Genomic DNA, 20,066 nt, shown 5'->3' on the forward strand with positions numbered 1-20,066 from the left:
CTGTTTAATCCTCCTCATCGAGGTTGGTATTCTCCAGGAATTGGATGTGGAAGTCTCCTTCGTTAAACTTCCGGTTATTTAACAGTTTCATATGGAACGGGATCGTAGTACTAATGCCTTCGATGGCAAATTCGGCCAAGGACCGCTTCATGCGCCGAATCGCTTCCGGTCGATCCTTCCCCCATACAATCAGCTTTGCAATCATCGAATCGTAATACGGCGGAATGTGATAACCGGGATAAGCGGCACTGTCCACTCGCACCCCCACACCACCGGGAGGCAAGTAAAATCGGATCTCGCCGGGAGTCGGCATAAATTTACGGTCCGGGTCTTCCGCATTAATCCGACATTCAATGGCATGGCCTTCGATGACCATTTCTTCCTGAGAGAGGCTAAGGGCATGTCCTGCAGCCACCAAAATCTGCTCTTTCACCAAATCCACACCCGTAACCAATTCCGTAACGGGGTGCTCCACCTGAATTCGTGTGTTCATCTCCATAAAGTAAAAACGGCCGTCCTTATCCAAAAGAAACTCCACCGTGCCGGCGCCGGTGTACTCAACTGCTTCTGCTGCAGCCACCGCCGCTTGACCCATCCGTTCCCGCAACTCAGGATCCAAAGCAGGGGACGGCGCTTCCTCGACCAGTTTCTGATAGCGCCGCTGAATGGAACAATCCCGCTCTCCCAGGTGGATGGTATTCCCGTACCCGTCCGCCAGCACTTGAATTTCGATGTGTCTGGGCTCCACCAGGTATTTTTCCAAATAGACACCGGGATTGCCGAAGTTGGCTTCCGCCTCTTGCTGGGCGGTGTTCACGGCACGTTTTAACTCATCTTCGCCATGAACGACACGCATCCCCTTCCCACCACCGCCGGCAGTTGCCTTGACGATGACGGGATAACCGATCTTGCGGGCGGTCTCCACCGCTTCTTCCACATCTTCAATCACCCCTTCGGTTCCGGGAACAACCGGTACCCCTGCCGCCTTCATGGTATCCCGGGCTGTGGTTTTGTCTCCCATACGGAGGATCGCTTGCGGATCCGGACCGATGAAGGTGATGTTGCAAGCCGCACACAGCTCGGCGAAATCAGCGTTTTCGGCCAAAAATCCGTACCCCGGATGAATGGCATCCGCCTCCACCAGGGTGGCCACGCTCATCAGGTTGGTCATATTCAAGTAACTTTCCCTGCCAGGTGCCGGGCCAATACAGTACGCCTCATCGGCCAACTTGACATGAAGGGCGTCCCGATCTGCTTCAGAGTATACCGCTACGCTGGCGATCCCCAGCTCCCTGCAGGCACGGATCACTCGAACGGCAATTTCACCTCGGTTGGCGATCAAAACCTTATTAAACATGATCTCTCTCCCTCCGCTGTTCACTCCGGCTTAACCAAAAACAGCGGTTGCCCGTACTCCACCAGCTGTCCGTTTTCCGCCAGTACCTTAACAATGTCGCCCTTCACTTCCGCCTCGATCTCGTTCATCAGCTTCATGGCCTCCACAATACAGACGATCGTCTTCTCATTCACTTGACTGCCTTTATCCACATAGGGATCCGAATCGGGGGAAGGGGCTCGGTAAAAGGTTCCCACCATCGGAGAAACAATCTGATGGAGACCACTTTCATCTTCCGCTTCCACCGCGTCCGGTGCCGGTGCTTCCTTGGCCGGGGCCGGTACCGAAGCCGTCGGTGCGGCGACAGGTTGGGCAGCCGGCTCCGATACAGCCGGCCGCTCTTCCACCACCTGGGGCGCGGCAACTGCCCTCCGCTCGCCGACTTTCTTCTTGATCACAATTTTTGTTCCATCATTATCCAATTCAAATTCATCAATCTCGGACTCATCCACTAAGCGAATCAGTTCCCGAATCTCGTGCATTTTCATCTCGTCTACTCCTCCCGTATGTACGGATCTGATTTTTATATTGGAAAGATGAGGCGAAGGGGATTCCCACCGTCTTTGACGCAAAAGAGCCTGTCTTAGCCACGGTCGGCGACGGTTTCTCCCCGGAAAACATAAAAAAACCTATGTTCATTTTACGTTGTCCGAACGGAGGAATCAATCTTGCCCTTTTTTGCCCGCGGAGTGAAAAAGAAAAACCCTCCATAACGAGAGGGTTGCGTCATTCTTTTTTTAATCCCGATAGGCGACGGATACGTGTTGGGCAGGAACATCCATGTGTTGCTTCACCATACTGACCAACTTGACCACTTGTTCATTGGACATCTTTTCAGACTGGACAATCACATCGACAAAGTTGTTTTCGTTGGTAATCACCACCGCATCACGGAACCCTTCTTCCCGGATCAGGTCCTCCATCACGGACTCTGATTTATCCACTTTCATCAATTCATCGATCTTGGCCCGTGCTTCGGACAATTGTTTTTCTGAGGCTTCCGGATCGGTCAGGATTTGCATGTATTCTTCGGTCATCTTGGAGCGAAGCGAATTTCGCTGCAATTGATAGCCGACAAAGTAATCGCTTTCTGCTTCCTTGGAAGTGGTCTGATCCTCTTCTTTCTCTTTCTTTCCGGATTCAGCGGGTTGCTCTTTTTCTTCAGTCTTCACTTTGGCGTCAAGCCCTTCATCATCGTTCACTGCCGCCGGTCCGGCCGGTTCCACCGGACCGGTCACGATATAGTATGCCGACAGGACCACCATCAAGGTCAGCATGGTAACCAACCAAACCGTCTGCTTATTCATGTTCATTTGACACCCTCCCCATTATCCTTTTGGCAAAACAGAAATGCGATGGACCGGCACATCCAACACTCGCTGGATCGCTTCGATGATCGCCGCTTTCACCTGCAGATTTTCCGCTCCCTTGGCGACCACCAACACGCCTCTCACCTTCGGCTTCACCTTTTTCACCACAATCGGCACATCTCCATCTCCTCCTCGTTGCAACACCACCTTTTCATCTTTACTGCTTTCCTGGATCCTGCGGGTCCCCCCCTTGGGATCCTTCTCATCGGTCACTTGCTCGTTTCTTCTGATATCTTTCTCCACCACTTCTTCTTCCGAAGATTCCAGATTCACCATGACGGAGACATCATCCACCCCGACCACTTTCCCCAACACTTCCGACAACTCGCTGGCATACATCGATTCATAATCTTTCATTGTCATCGTGTTACTTTTTTTGCTGTTCCATGCCTTTTCGCTAGTCTCATCTTCCTTGCCCGAAGGCAATTCCTGAGGCAGGACATCATCATGGACGGAAAAGAAAGAAGAGAGAATCATCAGGGCCACACCCAGGCAACCGATAATCAACAGCCACCGGAAGGTGCCCACTTTTTTCGTCCCTTGCTCCCCTCCCCCCAACGATTGCTCCACCCGGTCCAACAATCGCTTCAACACCTGGATTCCCCCCTCAAGAACCTTCTTCCACCGTCACGTGTACCCGCCCGACGGGCATTTCCCATTTTTCCGCCACAAATGAGGCGATCTCGGCACTTCGCCCATCTTGCTTCCGGTCCAGCGGCGGGGATTCCCCCCTTTTATCCAGATCCACAATCACGGGACTCACCTCATCCACCGGTCTGGTTTGTCGGCTCCCTTCTTTTTTTTCGGTCGCCGGTTGGAGTGTGATCCGAACCTGTTTAATTCCATCAACTGATCCGTCATCTCCAGTCTCTAGTTGGACAGTGATGCTTGTCACTTCCATCTTGAACCGCTGGGAAACCTCCGAACCGATGCTCTCTCCCAGTTGTTGCTCCACCTCTTCCCGCACCAATCCTTCCCGATTTCCCGCCAATGTTTTCGCATCCTGTTTGATCTTGTGAATGGGATCCAACGATTCTTGTTGAACCGCTCGATCCAAGATAAAATCCGTAAAATCCCAGTCTGCATGGAAAAGGTCAAAGATCGGTACCAGCATCGCTAAAATGATCAACAGTCCCATCACCAGCTTGACATACCGCTCCAGGGCATTGTTGGGCAACAGGAGATCCAGGAAAGTGGCAATTAGCACCAGAATGACGATCTGTTTCAACCAGTCACTCAACCACTCAATCATGGCGATCTCCTTCCCCTCTTACCCAACAGATGGGATCAGTCTCTCCACCCTCAGTGGAAATCCACCTGAACCAAGTTTGACTTTATCGGATCATCACTGACAGGTTGCCCGCCGCCACGATGATGGTGATCGCCAGAAAGAACATTAATCCCACGGTGGCCAACGCGGCAAACACATACATCAATGTGCGGGAAATGATATTCAGGCATTCGATGATCGGGTTGTTTCCCAGCGGTTGCATCACGGCAGCCGAAAAGCTGTAGACCAGGGACAAGGAGAGTATCTTTAAAGCCGGGAAGGCGATTGTGATCAGCAGGATGACCACCCCTGCCATCCCGACCGCGTTTTTCACCAGCAACGACGCTCCCACCACCGTGTCTGCCGCATCGGAGAACATCCTTCCCACTACCGGGACGAAGTTGCCGGTCAGGTATTTGGCAGTCCGGATGGTCACGCCGTCGGTGACCGCCGCCGTCGCTCCCTGAACCGAGATCACTCCCAGAAAAACAGTCAGAAGCGTTCCCAAAAGGCCCACACTCACTTTGCGCAACAGATTGGCCAATTGGTTCACTTTGTATTTCTCCGACAGGGCACTGATAATACCCAGGATCGCGGAGCAAAACAAAAGCGGAAACACCACGGTGTGAATCAGGGTCCCGATCACATGGATCATGAGCACGATCATCGGGTGAAACATCCCCACCGAACCGAAGTTTCCCATGGAGGCCAGCAGGGTCAATACCAGCGGGACCAGTGCCAGCATGAAACCAATCATCCGGCTGATCGCCGCTTTCGCCGATTCCACTGCAATGGAAAAGCTGTCCATCGCTAAGATGATAATCACTATAAACGCAATGGCATAGGCGATCTTACTTACCTGGTTCCGCTCGAAGGCCGTCTGCAATGTACGCAGGATCATACTAAAGACGGTGAGAACGATAATGGTGCCCAGCAACCTGCCGTTATACAACACCTCATGGAACAGATAAGCGGCAAGCGCTTTGCCCCAATCGGTTAACCCCCACCCCCTTTCTTGGGACAACACCCATTGGAATACGTCGTCTGCCTGTTCCCCTGGAAGAAAGCGGCCGTATTCCTCCCGCAATTCCCGCCAAAAGGACTCCACTTCTTCCGTCTGCAATTGATCCAACTGCGTTTGAATCACTTTTTCCTCCAGCGTCTCCGCCTCATTCCCGGCTACAACAGGAACAGGAAGAAGAAGCAGCAGACAGAAAAAAGTGACGATCGGGCGGATGTGGTTACACATGGAAACCATCCTTATGAAGGGAGAATTTGAACCACGGTCTCTATCATCATCGTAATGATGGGAATCGCCATCACCATAATCAGGATCTTCCCCGCTAATTCAATCTTGGAAGCGATGGAACCCTGTCCTGCGTCTCGTGTCACCTGAGCACCAAACTCGGCGATATAGGCGATACCGATAATTTTCAGGATGGTCTCCAGGAACAAGGTGTTCACCCGCGCCTGTTCAGCCAATCGGGTCAGAACATGGAGAACGTCGGCGATTTTTCCGATCAAGGCGAGAAAGATAACGACTCCGGTAAAAGTGGCCAACAAAAAAGCAAAAACCGGCTTCTGCTCTTTAATGACCAGGATCAAAAAGGTAGCGATCAGGCCCAAACCCACCACCTGGATGATTTCCAAGTGGACCGCCCCCTTACTTCACTGAAATAAAAACACCCGTTTGATCGTTTGGAATAAATCCTGGACCAGCATCACCACCATGAACAACACCACAATGAATCCGATCAATGTGACCCAATGGGCGTAGTCTTCTTTTCCCATCTGTTTGAGCACGGTATGCATCATGGCGACAATAATCCCGATCCCCGCTATCTGAAAAATGGCGTCCACGTTGTATGGCATCGGTGTCTCCCCCCACCTAATAGATCAAGATCACGATCAAAGCCCCGCCCAGCACCCCCAAGCTGCGGCACATATGTTCATAGCGACTCTGCTCATCCCTTGCATCTGTCTCTTCTTTTTCCAACGCCTTTTGCACCCGGCGCAGGTTTTGCAACTGATCATCCCGGTCGGAGATGCCGAGGGTTTTGCCAAAATCGATCAGCACCTGCTTTTCCGGATCCTTCAGGACGGTATGCGGCCACACCTCCAACACGGCCTGTTGCCAACATTCAAAGGTGGAGGCTCCATCCAGCCGTTCCATATACGTTCCCGCCCGACCGAACAGGCTTCCGATCGGCCCCGGTTCCCGATGAGCAATGTCCGAACACACCCGATCCAGTCGCCGTGAACCGAAGGTAATCTCCGTCTGCAACAGGGACAGCGCGGAGCGAAGTTGACGAATTTGACGGGGACGATCCGCATAGCGTTTGGCCGTCAAAAAACCCGCCGCCGTGGAGGCAAACAAGATAAAAGCGGCTCCCACCAGCTTGATCACCGGACTTTCACCCTTTGTTCCTTCCCAGGCAACGGTTGCAAGGATTCGTCGTAGATCCCTTCCAATGTGCCCGGACCCTTTTTTCGGCTGAGCAGTACCAACCGGTCAAAAGCGGATTCCCGGATCAGCCGGGAAAGAGTGGGCCTGCGGCACACCTCCTCCAGGGAGCGGCCGTGAGCGGTGGTGAAGAGACGAACTCCGGCGTGCATCGCTTCAAACACGGCTTCACCGTCTTCATGTCGCCCGATTTCGTCCACTACCAACAAGTCCGGAGACATGGATCGGATCATCATCATCATCCCCTCCGCTTTGGGACAGGCATCCAGTACATCGGTACGGGGACCGATATCATGTTGGGGAACTCCTTCGACACAACCGGCAATTTCGGACCGCTCGTCCACTACCCCCACCTTGTGGGAAGGAAGATCTCTTTCCCCCTCACTCACCACTCGAACCAGGTCGCGAAGCAGGGTGGTTTTTCCACATTGGGGAGGCGAGACAATCAAAGTATTGAAGAGACGACCTCTATGATGAAGATAAGGAATCACTCCCCCGGCGACCCCCCGCACCTCCCTGGCAATTCTCAGATTAAATCCGGAAACCGAGCGCAAACGTCGAACTTGCCCTCCTTCCACCACAGCCCTTCCAACCAAACCAATCCGGTGCCCTCCCTCAATCGTGACATATCCTCTCCGCAGTTCCTCTTCCAAGGCATATAAGGAGTGATGGCTGATTAGATTGAGCATCTTGGCACAGTCTTCTCTGTCGGGGAAATAGGCCCGTTCCGATCCTTGGACCAAACCGGATGGACCCAAAAACCAGCTGCGATCCGGTGTAATCACTTCCAGCGGCCGTCCCTCTCGGATCCGCACTTCTTCTAATCGTCCGCGAACGGAGTGAGGCAGGGATTCTAGCATTTCGCGAATGGAGAGAGGCAGGACTTCCAAAACCGGAGACGACATGACACACACCTCCTGTCCATGCCGGATTTACCTAATGGTTATGGCACAGGGACAATCTTTATGACCCTTGGCCTAAAAAAGCAGGCCCCTCTTAAGGGACCTGCTTTTTTTGGTAGTTTCTCCAATCTTCTATCTGTCGCGGTTAATGGGTGGGATGCGCTTTCGCCTTGTCGTTTTCCTCGTCCGCCAGCAGGACACGGTCACACTGCGGACACATAATATCGACCACTTCTTCATCATCCAACAACTCATCGTCCACCAGAACCTGCTGTTGGCATTCCGGGCATTCAACCTCCCAGTATCCGATGTCCTCTTCTTCTTCGTCTCCCTCTTCATCCTCATCATACAAAATTAATTCCAGCTCATTTAGATCTTCGTCCACGGCCTCCACGTACTCCTCCAGTTCAGTCAGACGCAGGCGGAGTTGCTCGTTCTCCTCTGCCATCTCATCCAGAACAGAAACCAGACGCTTTAAAACCGTTCCTTCCGGGCGGTTTCCCAAGTCGCCGTTCCCTTCCATCAGACCTTGGATAAACGCCAAATCCCGACGCAATTGATTGGATTGATGTTCCAAGGATTCTCGCCCCTTCCCATAAAGTTACCCGTAGTTTCACCGCAACCGGACTCGTCCATACCCGAGTGATAGTTTGAAAGCAGTTGGGGAACCTAACGAAGGAATTCGCTGATAATGAGGTGAAACAAAAATGGCTGCGGAACAAGCCGGTTCGAACGATACGAAACCCAAAACCGGAATTTGGGTATTAAGTATTCTCAGCTCAGTTCCCATTATTATGGTCTTGGGCAACTCCATGTTGATCCCGGTCCTGCCGACCATCCAGTCTGAAATGGAGATTTCCAAATTTCAGGTAAGCCTTTTGATCACCTTATTTTCCGCAGGAGCGGGGATCACCATCCCTTTTGCCGGAATTCTGTCTGATCGGTTGGGTAGACGAGCCATTATTGCTCCCTCTCTTCTCATTTACGGAGCAGGAGGGTTGGTGACCGGCATCGCCGCCTTGATGGGCGGAGGTTTTTTTTGGTTAATGCTGACGGGAAGGATCTTACAAGGCATAGGTGCGGCTGGAACGGCTCCCATTGCAATGGCCTTGGTCAGCGATCTCTATCAGAAAGCCGAACGAAGCCAAGCCCTGGGAATCATCGAAGCGGCCAATGGCATGGGCAAAGTGGTCAGTCCCATTCTCGGCTCTCTTCTGGCACTGATCACTTGGTGGTCCCTCTTCTTTTTCTTTCCAATCCTCTGCATTCCCATCGCGCTGGGTATTTGGTATATCGTAAAAGAATCCGAAAAGCAAAAGGAGGCCCAACCCCTATCTCAGTATAAAGATCATTTGCTGAAAACATGGGAACGGCAAGGAAGATGGCTTTTGGTCGCTTTTTTAGCCGGGGCTGTCAGCTTATTCATCCTGTTTGGCGTCTTGTTTTTCTTGTCCGACTTTCTGGAAAAACGATATGGAATCGAAGGCGTGCTCAAAGGTGCCATCCTGGCGATTCCCCTTTTGGCCTTGTGCACCACATCGTATCTTACCGGCCGGTACGTCAAACAAAAAACCCGATTGATGAGAAGGCTGATCGTACTGGGATTGTTTATGGTTGCCGGCGGAATGACACTGGTTCCTTTCATCACCAATACTTACCTGTTGATCGCCATCCTCATCGGAATCGGAACCGGATCTGGTCTGATTCTTCCTTGTCTCAACACCTTAATCACCTCCGCCGTGGGTTCCAAAGAGCGGGGGATCGTCACCTCCCTGTATGGAAGTGTCCGTTTTTTAGGTGTCGCATTAGGGCCTCCGATTTTCGGTGCTCTGGCCAATCAAAAATGGTGGCTGTTCCTGGGAAGTGCGGCTCTTGCTCTCGTGGTGGGATTATTGTCCTTATGGGCCATCCGCCAACCCCAGCGGCTGCGGGGAAAAGACGGTCAAAGCCGCCTCTACCTGCATAAGGGTAACCTGAAACCCACTTGACAAGAATCATCGGTTCGGGCGAGTCCTGGGCTGGGCAGTTGCACCCGTCCCGATTGCCTCGCATACCATAGAGGTGGAATTGACCACCCGAAAGCGAGGGAATCAAACATGGATCCCTGTTCCCTTATCTGGGGGGAGGAATTGAAAGATCCTACCCGTCAGCGCAAGGAAAAGCCGCGAGACCGCGGCTTAACCATGGTGATCGACAAAGGCCTGGGACTGGGGGCGTACCGCGATGTGATTCAATTGGCTGGGTCCTATATCGACTTTATGAAGCTGGGATTCGGTACCGCTGTCCTGACGCCCGTTTCTCTGTTGGCCGAAAAGCTGCGACTGTCCAGGGAAGCGGACATCCACCTGTATCCCGGGGGAACCTTTTTCGAAGTGGCTTACCAGCAACAAGGCGTTCAACCCTATCTGGATACTCTTCAGGCCATCGGCTTCGAATGGGTGGAAATTTCCGACGGCACCATTTCGCTGTCGGAACAGGAACGGATCGACACCATTCAAACGGCCCGGAACCGTGGATTCCGCGTCATAACAGAAATCGGGAAAAAGGAAAGCGGGTCCACCACTCCCATCCGCCAACTGATTGCAGGGTTTTACCGGGACATGGAAGCGGGAGCCGATTACGTGATTGTGGAAGGGCGTGAATCGGGAAAAAACGTGGGGATATTTGATGCCAACGGACAATTGGATTCCGACTACCTGCTGCAGGTGGGAGAGGAAATCGATCACCGGTTCCTCATCTGGGAATGTCCCCAGCATTCCCAACAAGTTCATTTATTTCGCCTGCTGGGTCCGGAAGCCAATGTGGGAAATATCGCGGTAGGGGATATTCTCTCGGTGGAATCCCTTCGACGGGGCCTCCGTTCCGACACATTTTATGCCTTTCTTCCTTCCCCGCTCAGGGGAGGGAGCCGTACGTGAACGTACAAACGGTATTTTGTATTGACGCTCTCAAAAGCGAGATGCTGGTTCATAAGACCGTGATCGTGATCGACGTGTTCCGTGCTTCCAGCAGCATCGTGACTGCTTTTTCCCGCGGAGCCGCTTCCATCATACCGGCAGAAACCGTGGCGGAAGCGCGTCAATTCGGCAAAGCGGGCTACCTCATCGGCGGGGAGCGTTACGGCAAACATCTGGAAGGATTTCATTTCGGCAACGCCCCATCGGATTTTTCATCCTCCAGGATCAAGGGGCGTGACATTGTATTGACCACTACCAACGGCACCCGGGCCTTGGTCAAAGCCAGCCGGGCCTCCGATGTGTTAATCGGCTGTTTTCTCAATGCAAAAGCTTGTGCCGACAAGGCGAAAGCACTCCATCACGATATCCTCCTGCTCTGTGCCGGAACCCGGGGAGAGTTTGCTCTGGAAGATGGCATCGCCGCCGGATGCATTCTGCATCATTTAAAAGAGGAAGACCCCACCCTCCCCTGCGATGACGAAGGACTCGCTCTTCTTCATGCGTACCGCAGCATAAACGGTCAGTTGTCAGATCTCTTGTCTTTGGGCCGGAGCGGACAGCGTCTAAAAGCGCGAGGACGGCAGGGGGATATCTACGATTGTATTCAGATCAACCGATATTCCATCGTTCCAACGTGGCACCAAGACCGATTCGTCCCTTGAAAGACCTAATAAATGCCCTTGTCCTGACATAGAGATGTACAAAGTCGGTTGGACAGGGGATGACCATGAAACCGGAATTACTCTTGGTGGTCTTGATCGTAATCGGGTTGCTGGGACGCTCCCCCATAATCGCCACGGCGGCCAGTCTGCTTCTTATCTTGAAGCTGACCCATTTGGAGCGTTTTTTCCCTGCAGTGGAACGACGGGGCCTGGAAATCGGGCTTCTCTTTTTAACCATTGCCGTTTTGGTTCCTTTTGCCACTGGACGTATCTCTTTGAAAGAAGTGTGGGCTGTATTCACTTCCTGGCCAGGGATCCTCGCCCTCGCAGGTGGAGCGATTGCCACCTATATGAACGGCAAAGGGCTGGATTTGTTAAAAGTGGACCCCCAGATGATGATCGGTTTGGTGTTGGGATCGATCTTCGGTATCTTGTTTTTACGGGGAATTCCGGTGGGGCCGTTAATGGCGGCCGGCATTACCGCCTTGTTGATGAAACTATTCAGCTGGTTATGGCCGTAAGTCACTTCATATAGAAAAAAACCGTCGTGAAAATGATGACGACGGTTTTTTGAAGCGTCTTATAAAACGGTATCATCAACAGAATCCAACCAGCGATCGATGTGTTTCACCACTTCTTCCAAACAGCCTTCTTCAAAAGGGGAACGTAAAGAGGCGGCTTCGATCAGTTCCAAGAAGGACTTGGAACCGCCAAGTTTACAGAGGTTGATGTACTTCGTCCATGCTTGCTCCCGGTTATCGTTTATCATCACCCAAAATTGAAACGCACAGATTTGCGCAAGCGTATAATCGATATAATAAAATGGGGCTTGATAGATATGACTCTGTTTTTGCCAAAGTCCTCCGCGCTCTAAATAATCAAAACCATCATAGTCCTTATACGGAGAATATTTCTTTTCGATCGAACGCCAGGCCGCTTTGCGTTCATCGACAGTTGCTTGTGGATGCTCATACACCCAATGCTGAAATTCATCAACAGATACGCCGTATGGCAGAAATAACAGCGCACTGCTCAGATGTGAAAACAAATATTTATCCGTATCCTCCTGAAAGAACTGTTTCATCCATGGCCAAGTAAAAAACTCCATGCTCATGGAATGGATTTCGGCCGCTTCATAGCCTGGAAAACGATATTCAGGAATGTCATAATGCCGGCTGCAATATACCTGAAAGGCATGGCCCACTTCATGGGTTAATACATGAAGATCCCCACTCGTCCCATTGAAGTTGGAAAAAATGAAGGGGGAATGGTAATTTTCAATATACGTACAGTATCCGCCGCTCTGCTTTCCTTTCTTTGCGATCAGATCCATCAATTCGTGTTCAACCATATATCGAAAAAACAGATCGGTTTCCTGCGAGAGTTCTTTATACATGCCCTGACCCTTCTCTATAATCCACTCTGGTGATCCTTTTGGCATCGGGTTACCCGTTGGAAATTGATAGGCTTCATCATAGTACTTTAATGGATCGAAACCAATTCGTTTTTTTTGCCTCTCCTTTAATTTGATTGTCAAGGGAACGATCATATCTTCAACCTGCTTCCGGAAAACCCCAACCATTTCGGGGTTATAATCCACACGATTCATTCGATCATACCCAAGTTCCACAAAATTTTTATACCCCAGCTTTTGGGCGATCTCGGTTCTCGTCTTTACAAGATCATCAAAAATGTGATCGAATTCATTCTCCCGCTCCGCAAAAAATTGAAAGCTGGCTTCGATTGCCTTCCTTCTTATATCCCGATCCTGATCTTCTATAAACGGCCGAAGTTGGGCTAACGTATATTCTTCATCTGCAAACGGAATTTTCGCGGAAGCCACCAGCTTTGAATATTCCGTGGATCGTTTATTCTCTTTTTGTAAGAGTGGAACAATATCCTTTGAAAAGGTCTTTAATTGTATGTCAGCAAGCCTGAACAATTGTTTTCCCCAATGATTTTCCAGTTCTGTACGAAATTTTGATGAAACGAGTTCTTTGTAATACATGGAAACATACTCCTGCACGACAGGAGCAGTTTCATCAAAAAAATCTTGTTCCCTTTTGTAAAATTCATCGGTTGTATCAATGGAATGCCGGATAAAACATAGATTTTCCATAGTCGAAAAAGTTTTTCGGATCTCATTTATTTCTTTGATGGCATCATTTTGTTCTTCCACACGTTTAGCCTCCTTAAAGCGTTGTAACGCTTGCTTAAAGGAGCGGCTGATTTCCTCCAAAACCGGTCGTTCATAACGGTAATCAGAAAATTTCAACGGGTTCCCTCTTTTCATTTGAGATATCCTTCAAATGATTTTCAACAGATCCTTTTAGAACTCCTTCCTCAACAAAAAACAGCCTTCCCTTTCATTGGAAAGAGGCTGTTTTTCTTGCGAACATGAAACGACTTTTATGCTCGGGAAATATATTCTTCTTTACGGGTGTCGATCACCAGGCGATCCCCTTCGTTGATGAACAACGGTACTTGAACGACCAAACCGGTTTCCAGCTTGGCCGGTTTAGATCCACCCGTTGCGGTATCACCACGAATTCCCGGATCGGTTTCCACCACTTCCAGTTCCACTGTATTGGGTAGTTCAATCCCCAAGGTTTCTCCTTTATAAAGGACGAGGTGAACATTCATGTTTTCTTTAAGGAATTTCAGTTCCCGTTCCATCGTGTCACCGGGAATGTTGACTTGTTCATAGGTTTCGTTATCCATAAAAGTGTGTTCCCCGCCACTCTCATACAGATACTGCATCTGACGGGTTTCCACGTGAGCGCGCTCCATTTTTTCACCAGCCCGGAACGTACGCTCGGCAATGTTCCCGTTTCGCAGATTACGCAGTTTGGAACGGACGAAGGCTGCCCCCTTACCCGGCTTTACGTGTTGGAATTCCATCACCTGCCAAACATGTCCATCCAGTTCAATCGTTAAACCCGTACGAAAATCGTTGGTCGAAATCATGGTACGTAGATCCTCCTTGTCGATGGTCAATCCAAAATAATCAATTCTTTGGGACTGAAGGTTAAACCTTCATACCCGTTCTCCGTCACGCAGACATCGTCTTCGATCCGGACACCGCCGCGGCCGGGCAGGTAAATACCCGGCTCCACTGTAACCACCATTCCCGGTTCCAAAGGCTCCTTGCCCCGAATGGAGAGGGTTGGCGCCTCATGTACTTCCATTCCCAAGCCATGACCCGTACTATGACCGAACTGATCACCATACCCGTTTGCATTAATATGATCACGGGCGACGGTGTCCACTTCCTGTCCGGTAATGCCCGGCCGAATGGCTGCTACTGCTTTTTGCTGCGCTTCCAACACAATCCCGTAAATTTCCCGCTGCCAGTCGGCAGGTGGTCCCAACACGACCGTTCGGGTCATGTCGGAGCAGTACCCTTGGTAGAGAGCGCCGAAATCCAGGGTCACCAGGTCCCCCCGCTGCATCACACGATCGCTGGCCACGCCATGAGGCAGGGCCGAGCGCGGACCGGAAGCCACAATGATATCAAAAGAGGAGGAAGTCGCTCCTTGTTTCCGCATCAGGATTTCCAGGTGGCTTTCGATTTCCCGCTCGGTCACTCCCGGCTTTATTTTCTCCAGGATCTTTTCAAAGGCGGTATCGACGATCGAGGCCGCTTGACGGATGATCGCCACCTCGTCTTCCGATTTAATCTGGCGCAGTTCTTCAACTACCTGGACTACCGGTCGGAGTTCCACCCCTTCCAGGGCTTCCATCAGCTGACGATGCACTCGGACCGTCAGGTGAGCCTCTTCAAATGCCAGTGTCGATACCCCCGCTTCCCGGCAGAGACGAGCCACTTCTTTCAATAGATTTCCTCCATGGTCGACAAAAGAAAAGTGCGGCGACTCCTCTTTTCCCTGTTCCGTATAACGAAAATCGGAAATGAGAACCTGCCGATCACCCGTGACCAGCACCCAACCGGACGAGCCGGTAAAGCCCGTCAGATAGCGTCGGTTGACGGGGTGAGTGACCAGCAGGGCTTCCAAGTTCCGCTTGGAAAGCCATTTCCGCAGCCGCTCGAGGCGTGTGGTCATCGCTCCTTACTCCCTTCTCCTTCCGATAACAGCGAAGGTACGGCTGCCAGCGCCCACTCATAACCAACGGTTCCAAACCCCACGATTTGGCCGCGGGTAACCGGAGCGGTCACCGATACGTGGCGAAAGTCTTCCCGTTGATGAATATTGGAAATATGTACTTCAATCGCGGGAACGGATACCGATGCAAGCGCATCCCGCAAGGCGTAGCTGTAATGAGTCAACGCCCCTGGATTAATGATAATGGCGACGTATTTTCCTTCCGCTTCATGGATGCGGTCGATCAACGCCCCCTCATGGTTGGATTGGTAACAGTCCACCTTCAGCCCCCATTCAGCTGCCCGCCTCGTCAAGCGGGCATTTACATCCGACAGGGTTTCATACCCGTACACATCCGGTTCCCGTTTGCCCAGGCGATTTAAGTTGGGACCATGAAGTACCAACACCGGTTTCATCAGACTCCCCCCTCATCGTTCCCTTCGTCATTGTATCACAATCCAACCGGGATGAAATCGGTTTTCGCCTGCGGAATCAGTCTTCCCTCATCTTCAGCAGCACATGAGAACCCATTTTGAAATGAAGACAAAAATACACAAAAACCTTCCGAAAGCCCCATTGGAATCAGCTGGAGATATGTTACAATGAGAAAACTAACAAAACCGATTTGAAGAAAACAGCATGAGGTGGTGGAGTGGTTCGTGGCAGCAACGCGAAACGCATATGGCGGTCAAGCCGTCATCGAAGGGGTCATGTTTGGAGGAAGACGGGCCCAAGTGACGGCCATCCGTAGAAAAAATGGAGAGATTGAAACCTACGAACTGACGAAGCAAAACAATCCCTTTAAATTCTTTAAGCGGATTCCATTGATTCGGGGCGTGGTCGCGTTGTTGGAATCGAGTGCTTCCGGATCCAAACATCTGCAGTTTGCATCAGACCGCTATGATTTGGAACCGGGCGAAGAACCTGAAGAAGAAGCCTCTCACTCCAAAATGGAGATGATCCTGGGGGTCGCCCTGGTCGGTATTCTCTCCCTTATCATCGGTAAAGCGATTTTCACCGCTCTGCCGGCATTTCTCGCCAGTGTTCTGTTCGACCGCTGGGTCAGCAATCTCATTTTGCAAAATTTAATTGAAGGGGCCATTAAAACCCTGCTCTTGCTCGGATACTTGTGGCTCCTGTCTCAAACACCGGTGGTCAAACGGCTGTTCCAATATCATGGAGCCGAACATAAAGTGATTAATGCCTATGAATCAGGGGTAAAATTAACAGTAGAAAACGTTCAGAAACAATCCACCCTTCATTACCGGTGCGGGAGCAGTTTTATCATTCTCACCATTCTGGTCGGTGTCGTCGTCTACTCGTTTTTCAGTTATGACAACGTCTGGGACCGTATCCTTACACGCCTGATGCTGATTCCCGTAGTAATCGGTTTGTCTTATGAACTGCTGCGTCTGACCAACGCTCTTCGGGATGTGCCTGTGTTGACCTACCTGGGCTACCCGGGATTATGGTTGCAAAAATTGACCACTAGACAACCCGATGACGATCAAGTAGAAGTGGCGATTGCGGCTTTCAACCGTATGGTGGAACTGGACGAGCGGACGTCCGAATCCGTGAACCCTTCTTCTCTCGCCCACTCCAATTGAAAGTGGGACATTGAAGAAACGAGGGAGATAGCGCCATGTATAGCAACACGCAAAAAGTTTGGCGATTGATCCTGTTGGCCTTGGTCGGTTTCGGCTTCATCCACCTGATGATCAACCGTACCTCCACCGCCCTAATCATGCTCGCCATGATTGGGATCATCTTTTATCTTTATAAACGTCCCCCCCAGTGGTTGATCCGCTTAAGCTACCCACAAAAAGGGGGGGCGGGAATGAGATCGCGTCATCCATCCCCCCGGGATCGGAAAAACAAGAAAACATCCAAAAAGAAAAAGCATCCTTTTCGAGTCATCGACGGCAATAAAAAAGATACCCTCCGTATCAAAAAATCCCAGTGAGTTCACTGGGATTTTTTGATGCGTCAGGAACTCACCCGTTTATCTTAAACTCCCGATTGGGTTCGCCTCCCTTTAATCGGTATGGTTTTAGCCGGCAGGTGACCGTCGATTCCACTCCTCGATAGGCCAGATATTCCCGAAATGTCCAACGGGAAAAAAAGCTCCGGGCCGCTTTCACTCCCGCCTCATACAACGCTCTCCGTTTTTCCGGGGACAAATCAAAATCGGTCAGTTTGACACCGTCCGCAGGCACCTGAATGGTTCTCACCTTGTCCTGTTCCTTGATGTGACGGTTGTCATGAGCATCCAACATCGTATAGAACATGGCACGGAGCAAAGAGATGGGCCCATGAATCTCCCGGGGTTCCCCCGCTGTTTCCGATAAAAAACGAAAACCGAAAGTGGGCCAACGCGGGTGTTCCTGGTCGAACAGCCAAACCGGAAAGTTACTCAGCACCCCTCCATCCACCACAACACTCGATTTTTTTGTAGGACGGTGGTGCAATTTGACCGGATCGAAAAAAAGAGGGATGGCACAACTCATGCGAACCGCCCGGGCAATCGGGAACCGGTCCGCGGAAATCCCGTATTCTTTCAGATCCCGGGGCAACACCAACAGAGTTCCTCGACTGATATCGGAAGCGATGATGCAACATTCCTTCTCTTTGAGATCGGCGAAGGTATACACATTCTTTTTTGCCAACAACTCTCCCACCCACCGTTCCAAGGGCAGGCTCGGGTACAAACCTTTTTTCACCCATAAGCGAACACCGTGGCCGAGATAAGGAATCCGATGATACCACAGTTCAGGAATAAAAGTGGAAAAGTTATGGTTAAAAAGCAGCCGATACAACTCTTCACTGCGATAACCGGCAGCCAGCAGGGAAGCGATGATGGAACCTGCTGAAGTGCCGGCCACCCGCTTCCATCGATATCCCTTCTCTTCCGCAACCTGAAGCGCTCCCACCAAACCAAAAGCCTTGATGCCCCCACCCTCAAACACCGCATCGGCGAGCATGGAACATCCCCCCCCCATATATGATGCTCCGTAAACTCCCATCTCTTCAGTGTATGAATGGTTCATCCCAAACAATAACTCCATGGCTGGCAATTTACGACGGATCGCAAGAGCAATCGTCCCTATCGTCCGGCCATGGAGTTGATTTCAACGGTTTTCGTCTTCCATTTCAGCAGCAGCTTGTAAAGCCCGCAATTCTTCTATTCGCTCTGGGTTATTGCGAAAATACTCCACCAGTATCTCAATGCTGGTGATGGAATCCCAGCTGAGATGGTGTTCAATCCCTTCCACGTCATCGTAGATCCGTTCTTCATTCACTCCGATAATCCGCAGAAACTCTTCCAACAGGGCATGTCGATCCACCAAGCGTTTCCCGAACTTTTTCCCTTTGGGCGTCAAGACCAAGCCGCGATACTTTTCATACACCAGGTATTTTCGTTCATCCAGCTTCTGGACCATCTTGGTGACAGATGAGGGGTGGACCTCCAACGCTTCCGCGATGTCGGAAACTCGGGCATAACCCTTTTGCTCAATCAATTTGTATATGTTTTCCAGATAATCTTCCATACTCGGCGTCGGCATGAACCTTCCCCCTATCCTGTCTCCTCCGGGTTTTCGCATGTGAAGTATATCATACTTCACCATGGTACCGGGAAACGATTTGACCGTATAAAGCGGAGGGGACAACCTTCTTTCCCATCATTTCGACTTGGATGGGACAAATCCTTTTTTATCAACCCACGGGTATCCGCTCACCACAACGGTCCATCACCTGTACCAACTGGCGTCCAAGCCCTTCCAGCCGTTTCTGCAGTTGGATATCTTTCAACGTTCCATCCGGCAAAAAGGCTTCATAGGATCGGGGGACGGATGGGGTGGAAGGCAATGGCCAGGCATGTAGATTGCGACAGATCTCATTTAAGGTGTTTAGTGTATTCGTCGCCCCCATAGCCCCGCCGGATGTTCCGACTAAGGCCACGAACTTTCCTTCCAATTCTTTTCCGCCAATGAAATCCAGGGCGTTTTTAAGACAGCCGGACAAACTGCCGTGGTATTGCGGAGAGCCCAGGATCAAACCGTCGGCGTTTTTAATCCGCTCCCGAAAGCGGTGAACCGCTTCCGGGTAAGTGGATTCATCTGTCCGACAATCATAGAGGGGGAGCTTCCAATCGCCGAGATGGATCAATTCGGCATGTGCGCCAGCTTCGATGGCTGCCTTCATCACAATCGCGACAGCCTGGCGCGTGGTGGACTCCGGGTTCATACTTCCGGATACGGCTACGATTTTCAATATCATCCCTCCAATAAGTATAAGCGATGAAGCATGTTGAAAGGAAAAAACCCGGCTGATGACCGGGTGAGAAAATCGACAACGAGCCACGAGTCAACCATTACATGTCTGGCGGCGGTTCAGGGGTATCCGTGGGGACGAACCGCTCTCCGTAACGGCGATCGATCTCTTGCCGGATTTCCTGCAGGGATTGACCCTCCTGTTTTCCTTTCATTGTATCGAGAACCACTTGAACGCATATTTCACACCCGGCTCCGTGCGGATCATAGGAAACGTCCTGGTCGGATTCAGAGCTTAAAAAACAACTCTTCACGCTTCCGTGCCCGATGGAACCACATCCGCAATAGCAAGGGATATACTCCAACTGTTCCGGATGATCGGCGGCATAAGCATACGCTACTTTGACGTGTTCCACAGGAGAAGATTCCACATAGTCCGGAAACTGTTTGCCTGCCACCCCTTCATAATAAAACTCTGTATCTTGTTGCGAACAAGCGGCCAACACGACCACCAGGATGGCGGAAACGGTGAGACGCCGGATGATGGTTTTCACGGATAGACCCTCCATACAAGTATGGATTAGACTGGGATGGCTCATACTCCCTGTCGTCATCCCAACAAAAAAGAAATTTCTGCGCTTTTCCTTGTTCACTATCCTTTTCAGTATAAA

At 51.0% G+C, this 20,066-nt stretch carries 25 protein-coding genes; 6 read left to right on the forward strand and 19 right to left on the reverse strand.

Annotated features, from left to right (window positions below; genetic code table 11):
* Positions 1–4: 4 nt before the first annotated feature.
* The 11 genes from accC to JOE21_RS03155 form a co-directional block, all read right to left on the reverse strand.
* Complete coding sequence (gene accC, locus JOE21_RS03105; RefSeq protein ID WP_309862154.1) at positions 5–1,357, reverse strand: acetyl-CoA carboxylase biotin carboxylase subunit; 1,353 nt, start codon at positions 1,355–1,357, stop codon at positions 5–7.
* Between the two features lie 20 nt (positions 1,358–1,377).
* Complete coding sequence (accB, locus tag JOE21_RS03110) at positions 1,378–1,884, reverse strand: acetyl-CoA carboxylase biotin carboxyl carrier protein (RefSeq protein ID WP_309862156.1); 507 nt, start codon at positions 1,882–1,884, stop codon at positions 1,378–1,380.
* A 249-nt stretch (positions 1,885–2,133) separates the two neighbouring features.
* Positions 2,134–2,709 carry a SpoIIIAH-like family protein gene (locus JOE21_RS03115; protein WP_309862158.1) on the reverse strand — a complete coding sequence of 192 codons (576 nt, stop codon included), beginning with the start codon at positions 2,707–2,709 and terminating at the stop codon, positions 2,134–2,136.
* A 15-nt stretch (positions 2,710–2,724) separates the two neighbouring features.
* Positions 2,725–3,360: a stage III sporulation protein AG gene (gene spoIIIAG, locus JOE21_RS03120; RefSeq protein WP_309862160.1), complete on the reverse strand. Its 636-nt coding sequence runs from the start codon at positions 3,358–3,360 to the stop codon at positions 2,725–2,727.
* Positions 3,361–3,373: 13 nt separating this feature from the next.
* A complete protein-coding gene (gene spoIIIAF / locus JOE21_RS03125; RefSeq protein ID WP_309862162.1) occupies positions 3,374–4,018 on the reverse strand; it encodes a stage III sporulation protein AF in 645 nt (214 codons plus the stop codon).
* An 82-nt stretch (positions 4,019–4,100) separates the two neighbouring features.
* The gene (spoIIIAE, locus tag JOE21_RS03130) at positions 4,101–5,285 is read right to left on the reverse strand and encodes a stage III sporulation protein AE (RefSeq protein ID WP_309862164.1); all 1,185 of its coding nucleotides are present in this window, start codon (positions 5,283–5,285) and stop codon (positions 4,101–4,103) included.
* A gap of 11 nt (positions 5,286–5,296) precedes the next feature.
* The gene (gene spoIIIAD, locus JOE21_RS03135; RefSeq protein WP_309862167.1) at positions 5,297–5,686 is read right to left on the reverse strand and encodes a stage III sporulation protein AD; all 390 of its coding nucleotides are present in this window, start codon (positions 5,684–5,686) and stop codon (positions 5,297–5,299) included.
* 18 nt (positions 5,687–5,704) lie between these two features.
* Positions 5,705–5,908 carry a stage III sporulation protein AC gene (gene spoIIIAC, locus JOE21_RS03140; protein ID WP_107725316.1) on the reverse strand — a complete coding sequence of 68 codons (204 nt, stop codon included), beginning with the start codon at positions 5,906–5,908 and terminating at the stop codon, positions 5,705–5,707.
* Between the two features lie 16 nt (positions 5,909–5,924).
* Positions 5,925–6,443, reverse strand: a complete 519-nt coding sequence (spoIIIAB, locus tag JOE21_RS03145) for a stage III sporulation protein SpoIIIAB (RefSeq protein ID WP_309862171.1) — start codon at positions 6,441–6,443, stop codon at positions 5,925–5,927.
* Complete coding sequence (gene spoIIIAA / locus JOE21_RS03150; RefSeq protein ID WP_309862173.1) at positions 6,440–7,405, reverse strand: stage III sporulation protein AA; 966 nt, start codon at positions 7,403–7,405, stop codon at positions 6,440–6,442. The genes spoIIIAB and spoIIIAA overlap by 4 nt, the downstream gene beginning before the upstream one ends.
* A 142-nt stretch (positions 7,406–7,547) precedes the next feature.
* Positions 7,548–7,979: a CD1247 N-terminal domain-containing protein gene (locus JOE21_RS03155; RefSeq protein WP_309862174.1), complete on the reverse strand. Its 432-nt coding sequence runs from the start codon at positions 7,977–7,979 to the stop codon at positions 7,548–7,550.
* A 130-nt stretch (positions 7,980–8,109) separates the two neighbouring features.
* Between JOE21_RS03155 and JOE21_RS03160 the strand changes: the two genes are divergently transcribed.
* The 4 genes from JOE21_RS03160 (at position 8,110) to JOE21_RS03175 (ending at position 11,542) form a co-directional block, all read left to right on the forward strand.
* A complete protein-coding gene (locus JOE21_RS03160) occupies positions 8,110–9,390 on the forward strand; it encodes an MFS transporter (protein WP_309862176.1) in 1,281 nt (426 codons plus the stop codon).
* Positions 9,391–9,498: 108 nt separating this feature from the next.
* Positions 9,499–10,320 carry a phosphosulfolactate synthase gene (gene comA, locus JOE21_RS03165; protein ID WP_510183836.1) on the forward strand — a complete coding sequence of 274 codons (822 nt, stop codon included), beginning with the start codon at positions 9,499–9,501 and terminating at the stop codon, positions 10,318–10,320.
* Positions 10,317–11,021 carry a 2-phosphosulfolactate phosphatase gene (locus JOE21_RS03170; RefSeq protein ID WP_309862180.1) on the forward strand — a complete coding sequence of 235 codons (705 nt, stop codon included), beginning with the start codon at positions 10,317–10,319 and terminating at the stop codon, positions 11,019–11,021. The genes comA and JOE21_RS03170 overlap by 4 nt, the downstream gene beginning before the upstream one ends.
* 65 nt (positions 11,022–11,086) lie before the next feature.
* Positions 11,087–11,542, forward strand: coding sequence for a DUF441 domain-containing protein (locus tag JOE21_RS03175; protein WP_309862182.1), 456 nt, complete (start codon positions 11,087–11,089; stop codon positions 11,540–11,542).
* Positions 11,543–11,601: 59 nt separating this feature from the next.
* Here the strand turns inward: JOE21_RS03175 and JOE21_RS03180 are convergent, their stop codons facing one another.
* The 4 genes from JOE21_RS03180 to aroQ all read right to left on the reverse strand — a co-directional run bounded on the left by JOE21_RS03180 (position 11,602) and on the right by aroQ (position 15,540).
* Positions 11,602–13,296, reverse strand: coding sequence for a M3 family oligoendopeptidase (locus tag JOE21_RS03180; protein ID WP_309862184.1), 1,695 nt, complete (start codon positions 13,294–13,296; stop codon positions 11,602–11,604).
* 134 nt (positions 13,297–13,430) lie between these two features.
* The gene (gene efp / locus JOE21_RS03185; protein WP_309862186.1) at positions 13,431–13,988 is read right to left on the reverse strand and encodes an elongation factor P; all 558 of its coding nucleotides are present in this window, start codon (positions 13,986–13,988) and stop codon (positions 13,431–13,433) included.
* A gap of 26 nt (positions 13,989–14,014) precedes the next feature.
* Positions 14,015–15,085: a M24 family metallopeptidase gene (locus JOE21_RS03190; protein ID WP_309862188.1), complete on the reverse strand. Its 1,071-nt coding sequence runs from the start codon at positions 15,083–15,085 to the stop codon at positions 14,015–14,017.
* Positions 15,082–15,540 carry a type II 3-dehydroquinate dehydratase gene (aroQ, locus tag JOE21_RS03195; protein ID WP_309862190.1) on the reverse strand — a complete coding sequence of 153 codons (459 nt, stop codon included), beginning with the start codon at positions 15,538–15,540 and terminating at the stop codon, positions 15,082–15,084. Before aroQ ends, JOE21_RS03190 begins: the two co-directional genes overlap by 4 nt.
* 294 nt (positions 15,541–15,834) lie before the next feature.
* Here aroQ and JOE21_RS03200 point away from each other — a divergent pair, with 294 nt between their 5' ends.
* Positions 15,835–16,731 (forward strand): DUF1385 domain-containing protein, encoded by an 897-nt coding sequence (locus JOE21_RS03200; protein ID WP_309862453.1) that lies wholly within the window; start codon positions 15,835–15,837, stop codon positions 16,729–16,731.
* A gap of 35 nt (positions 16,732–16,766) precedes the next feature.
* Positions 16,767–17,087 carry a hypothetical protein gene (locus tag JOE21_RS03205; RefSeq protein WP_309862192.1) on the forward strand — a complete coding sequence of 107 codons (321 nt, stop codon included), beginning with the start codon at positions 16,767–16,769 and terminating at the stop codon, positions 17,085–17,087.
* A 31-nt stretch (positions 17,088–17,118) separates the two neighbouring features.
* On the opposite strand, the gene JOE21_RS03210 is transcribed toward JOE21_RS03205, so the two are convergent.
* The 4 genes from JOE21_RS03210 to JOE21_RS03225 form a co-directional block, all read right to left on the reverse strand.
* Entirely contained in the window at positions 17,119–18,105 is a 987-nt protein-coding gene (locus JOE21_RS03210; protein WP_309862194.1) for a patatin-like phospholipase family protein, read from the reverse strand.
* A 147-nt stretch (positions 18,106–18,252) separates the two neighbouring features.
* The gene (mntR, locus tag JOE21_RS03215) at positions 18,253–18,687 is read right to left on the reverse strand and encodes a transcriptional regulator MntR (protein ID WP_309862196.1); all 435 of its coding nucleotides are present in this window, start codon (positions 18,685–18,687) and stop codon (positions 18,253–18,255) included.
* A gap of 151 nt (positions 18,688–18,838) precedes the next feature.
* Positions 18,839–19,396 carry an NADPH-dependent FMN reductase gene (locus tag JOE21_RS03220; RefSeq protein ID WP_309862198.1) on the reverse strand — a complete coding sequence of 186 codons (558 nt, stop codon included), beginning with the start codon at positions 19,394–19,396 and terminating at the stop codon, positions 18,839–18,841.
* Between the two features lie 100 nt (positions 19,397–19,496).
* Positions 19,497–19,949, reverse strand: a complete 453-nt coding sequence (locus tag JOE21_RS03225) for a PCYCGC motif-containing (lipo)protein (RefSeq protein ID WP_309862200.1) — start codon at positions 19,947–19,949, stop codon at positions 19,497–19,499.
* Between the last annotated feature and the right edge of the window lie 117 nt (positions 19,950–20,066).

Origin of the sequence: Desmospora profundinema, assembly GCF_031454155.1 — a bacterium.
Classification (GTDB): Bacteria; Bacillota; Bacilli; order Thermoactinomycetales; family DSM-45169; genus Desmospora; species Desmospora profundinema.

Excerpts from the sequence above, each read along its gene's own strand:
- accC (WP_309862154.1), bottom strand. The coding sequence starts at position 1,357 with ATGTTTAATAAGGTTTTGATCGCCAACCGAGGTGAAATTGCCGTTCGA.
- accB (WP_309862156.1), bottom strand. The coding sequence starts at position 1,884 with ATGAAAATGCACGAGATTCGGGAACTGATTCGCTTAGTGGATGAGTCC.
- JOE21_RS03115 (WP_309862158.1), bottom strand. The coding sequence starts at position 2,709 with ATGAACATGAATAAGCAGACGGTTTGGTTGGTTACCATGCTGACCTTG.
- spoIIIAF (WP_309862162.1), bottom strand. The coding sequence starts at position 4,018 with ATGATTGAGTGGTTGAGTGACTGGTTGAAACAGATCGTCATTCTGGTG.
- spoIIIAE (WP_309862164.1), bottom strand. The coding sequence starts at position 5,285 with ATGTGTAACCACATCCGCCCGATCGTCACTTTTTTCTGTCTGCTGCTT.
- spoIIIAC (WP_107725316.1), bottom strand. The coding sequence starts at position 5,908 with ATGCCATACAACGTGGACGCCATTTTTCAGATAGCGGGGATCGGGATT.
- spoIIIAA (WP_309862173.1), bottom strand. The coding sequence starts at position 7,405 with ATGTCGTCTCCGGTTTTGGAAGTCCTGCCTCTCTCCATTCGCGAAATG.
- JOE21_RS03160 (WP_309862176.1), top strand. The coding sequence starts at position 8,110 with ATGGCTGCGGAACAAGCCGGTTCGAACGATACGAAACCCAAAACCGGA.
- comA (WP_510183836.1), top strand. The coding sequence starts at position 9,499 with ATGGATCCCTGTTCCCTTATCTGGGGGGAGGAATTGAAAGATCCTACC.
- JOE21_RS03175 (WP_309862182.1), top strand. The coding sequence starts at position 11,087 with ATGAAACCGGAATTACTCTTGGTGGTCTTGATCGTAATCGGGTTGCTG.
- efp (WP_309862186.1), bottom strand. The coding sequence starts at position 13,988 with ATGATTTCGACCAACGATTTTCGTACGGGTTTAACGATTGAACTGGAT.
- JOE21_RS03190 (WP_309862188.1), bottom strand. The coding sequence starts at position 15,085 with ATGACCACACGCCTCGAGCGGCTGCGGAAATGGCTTTCCAAGCGGAAC.
- aroQ (WP_309862190.1), bottom strand. The coding sequence starts at position 15,540 with ATGAAACCGGTGTTGGTACTTCATGGTCCCAACTTAAATCGCCTGGGC.
- JOE21_RS03200 (WP_309862453.1), top strand. The coding sequence starts at position 15,835 with ATGTTTGGAGGAAGACGGGCCCAAGTGACGGCCATCCGTAGAAAAAAT.
- JOE21_RS03205 (WP_309862192.1), top strand. The coding sequence starts at position 16,767 with ATGTATAGCAACACGCAAAAAGTTTGGCGATTGATCCTGTTGGCCTTG.
- JOE21_RS03210 (WP_309862194.1), bottom strand. The coding sequence starts at position 18,105 with ATGCTCGCCGATGCGGTGTTTGAGGGTGGGGGCATCAAGGCTTTTGGT.
- mntR (WP_309862196.1), bottom strand. The coding sequence starts at position 18,687 with ATGCCGACGCCGAGTATGGAAGATTATCTGGAAAACATATACAAATTG.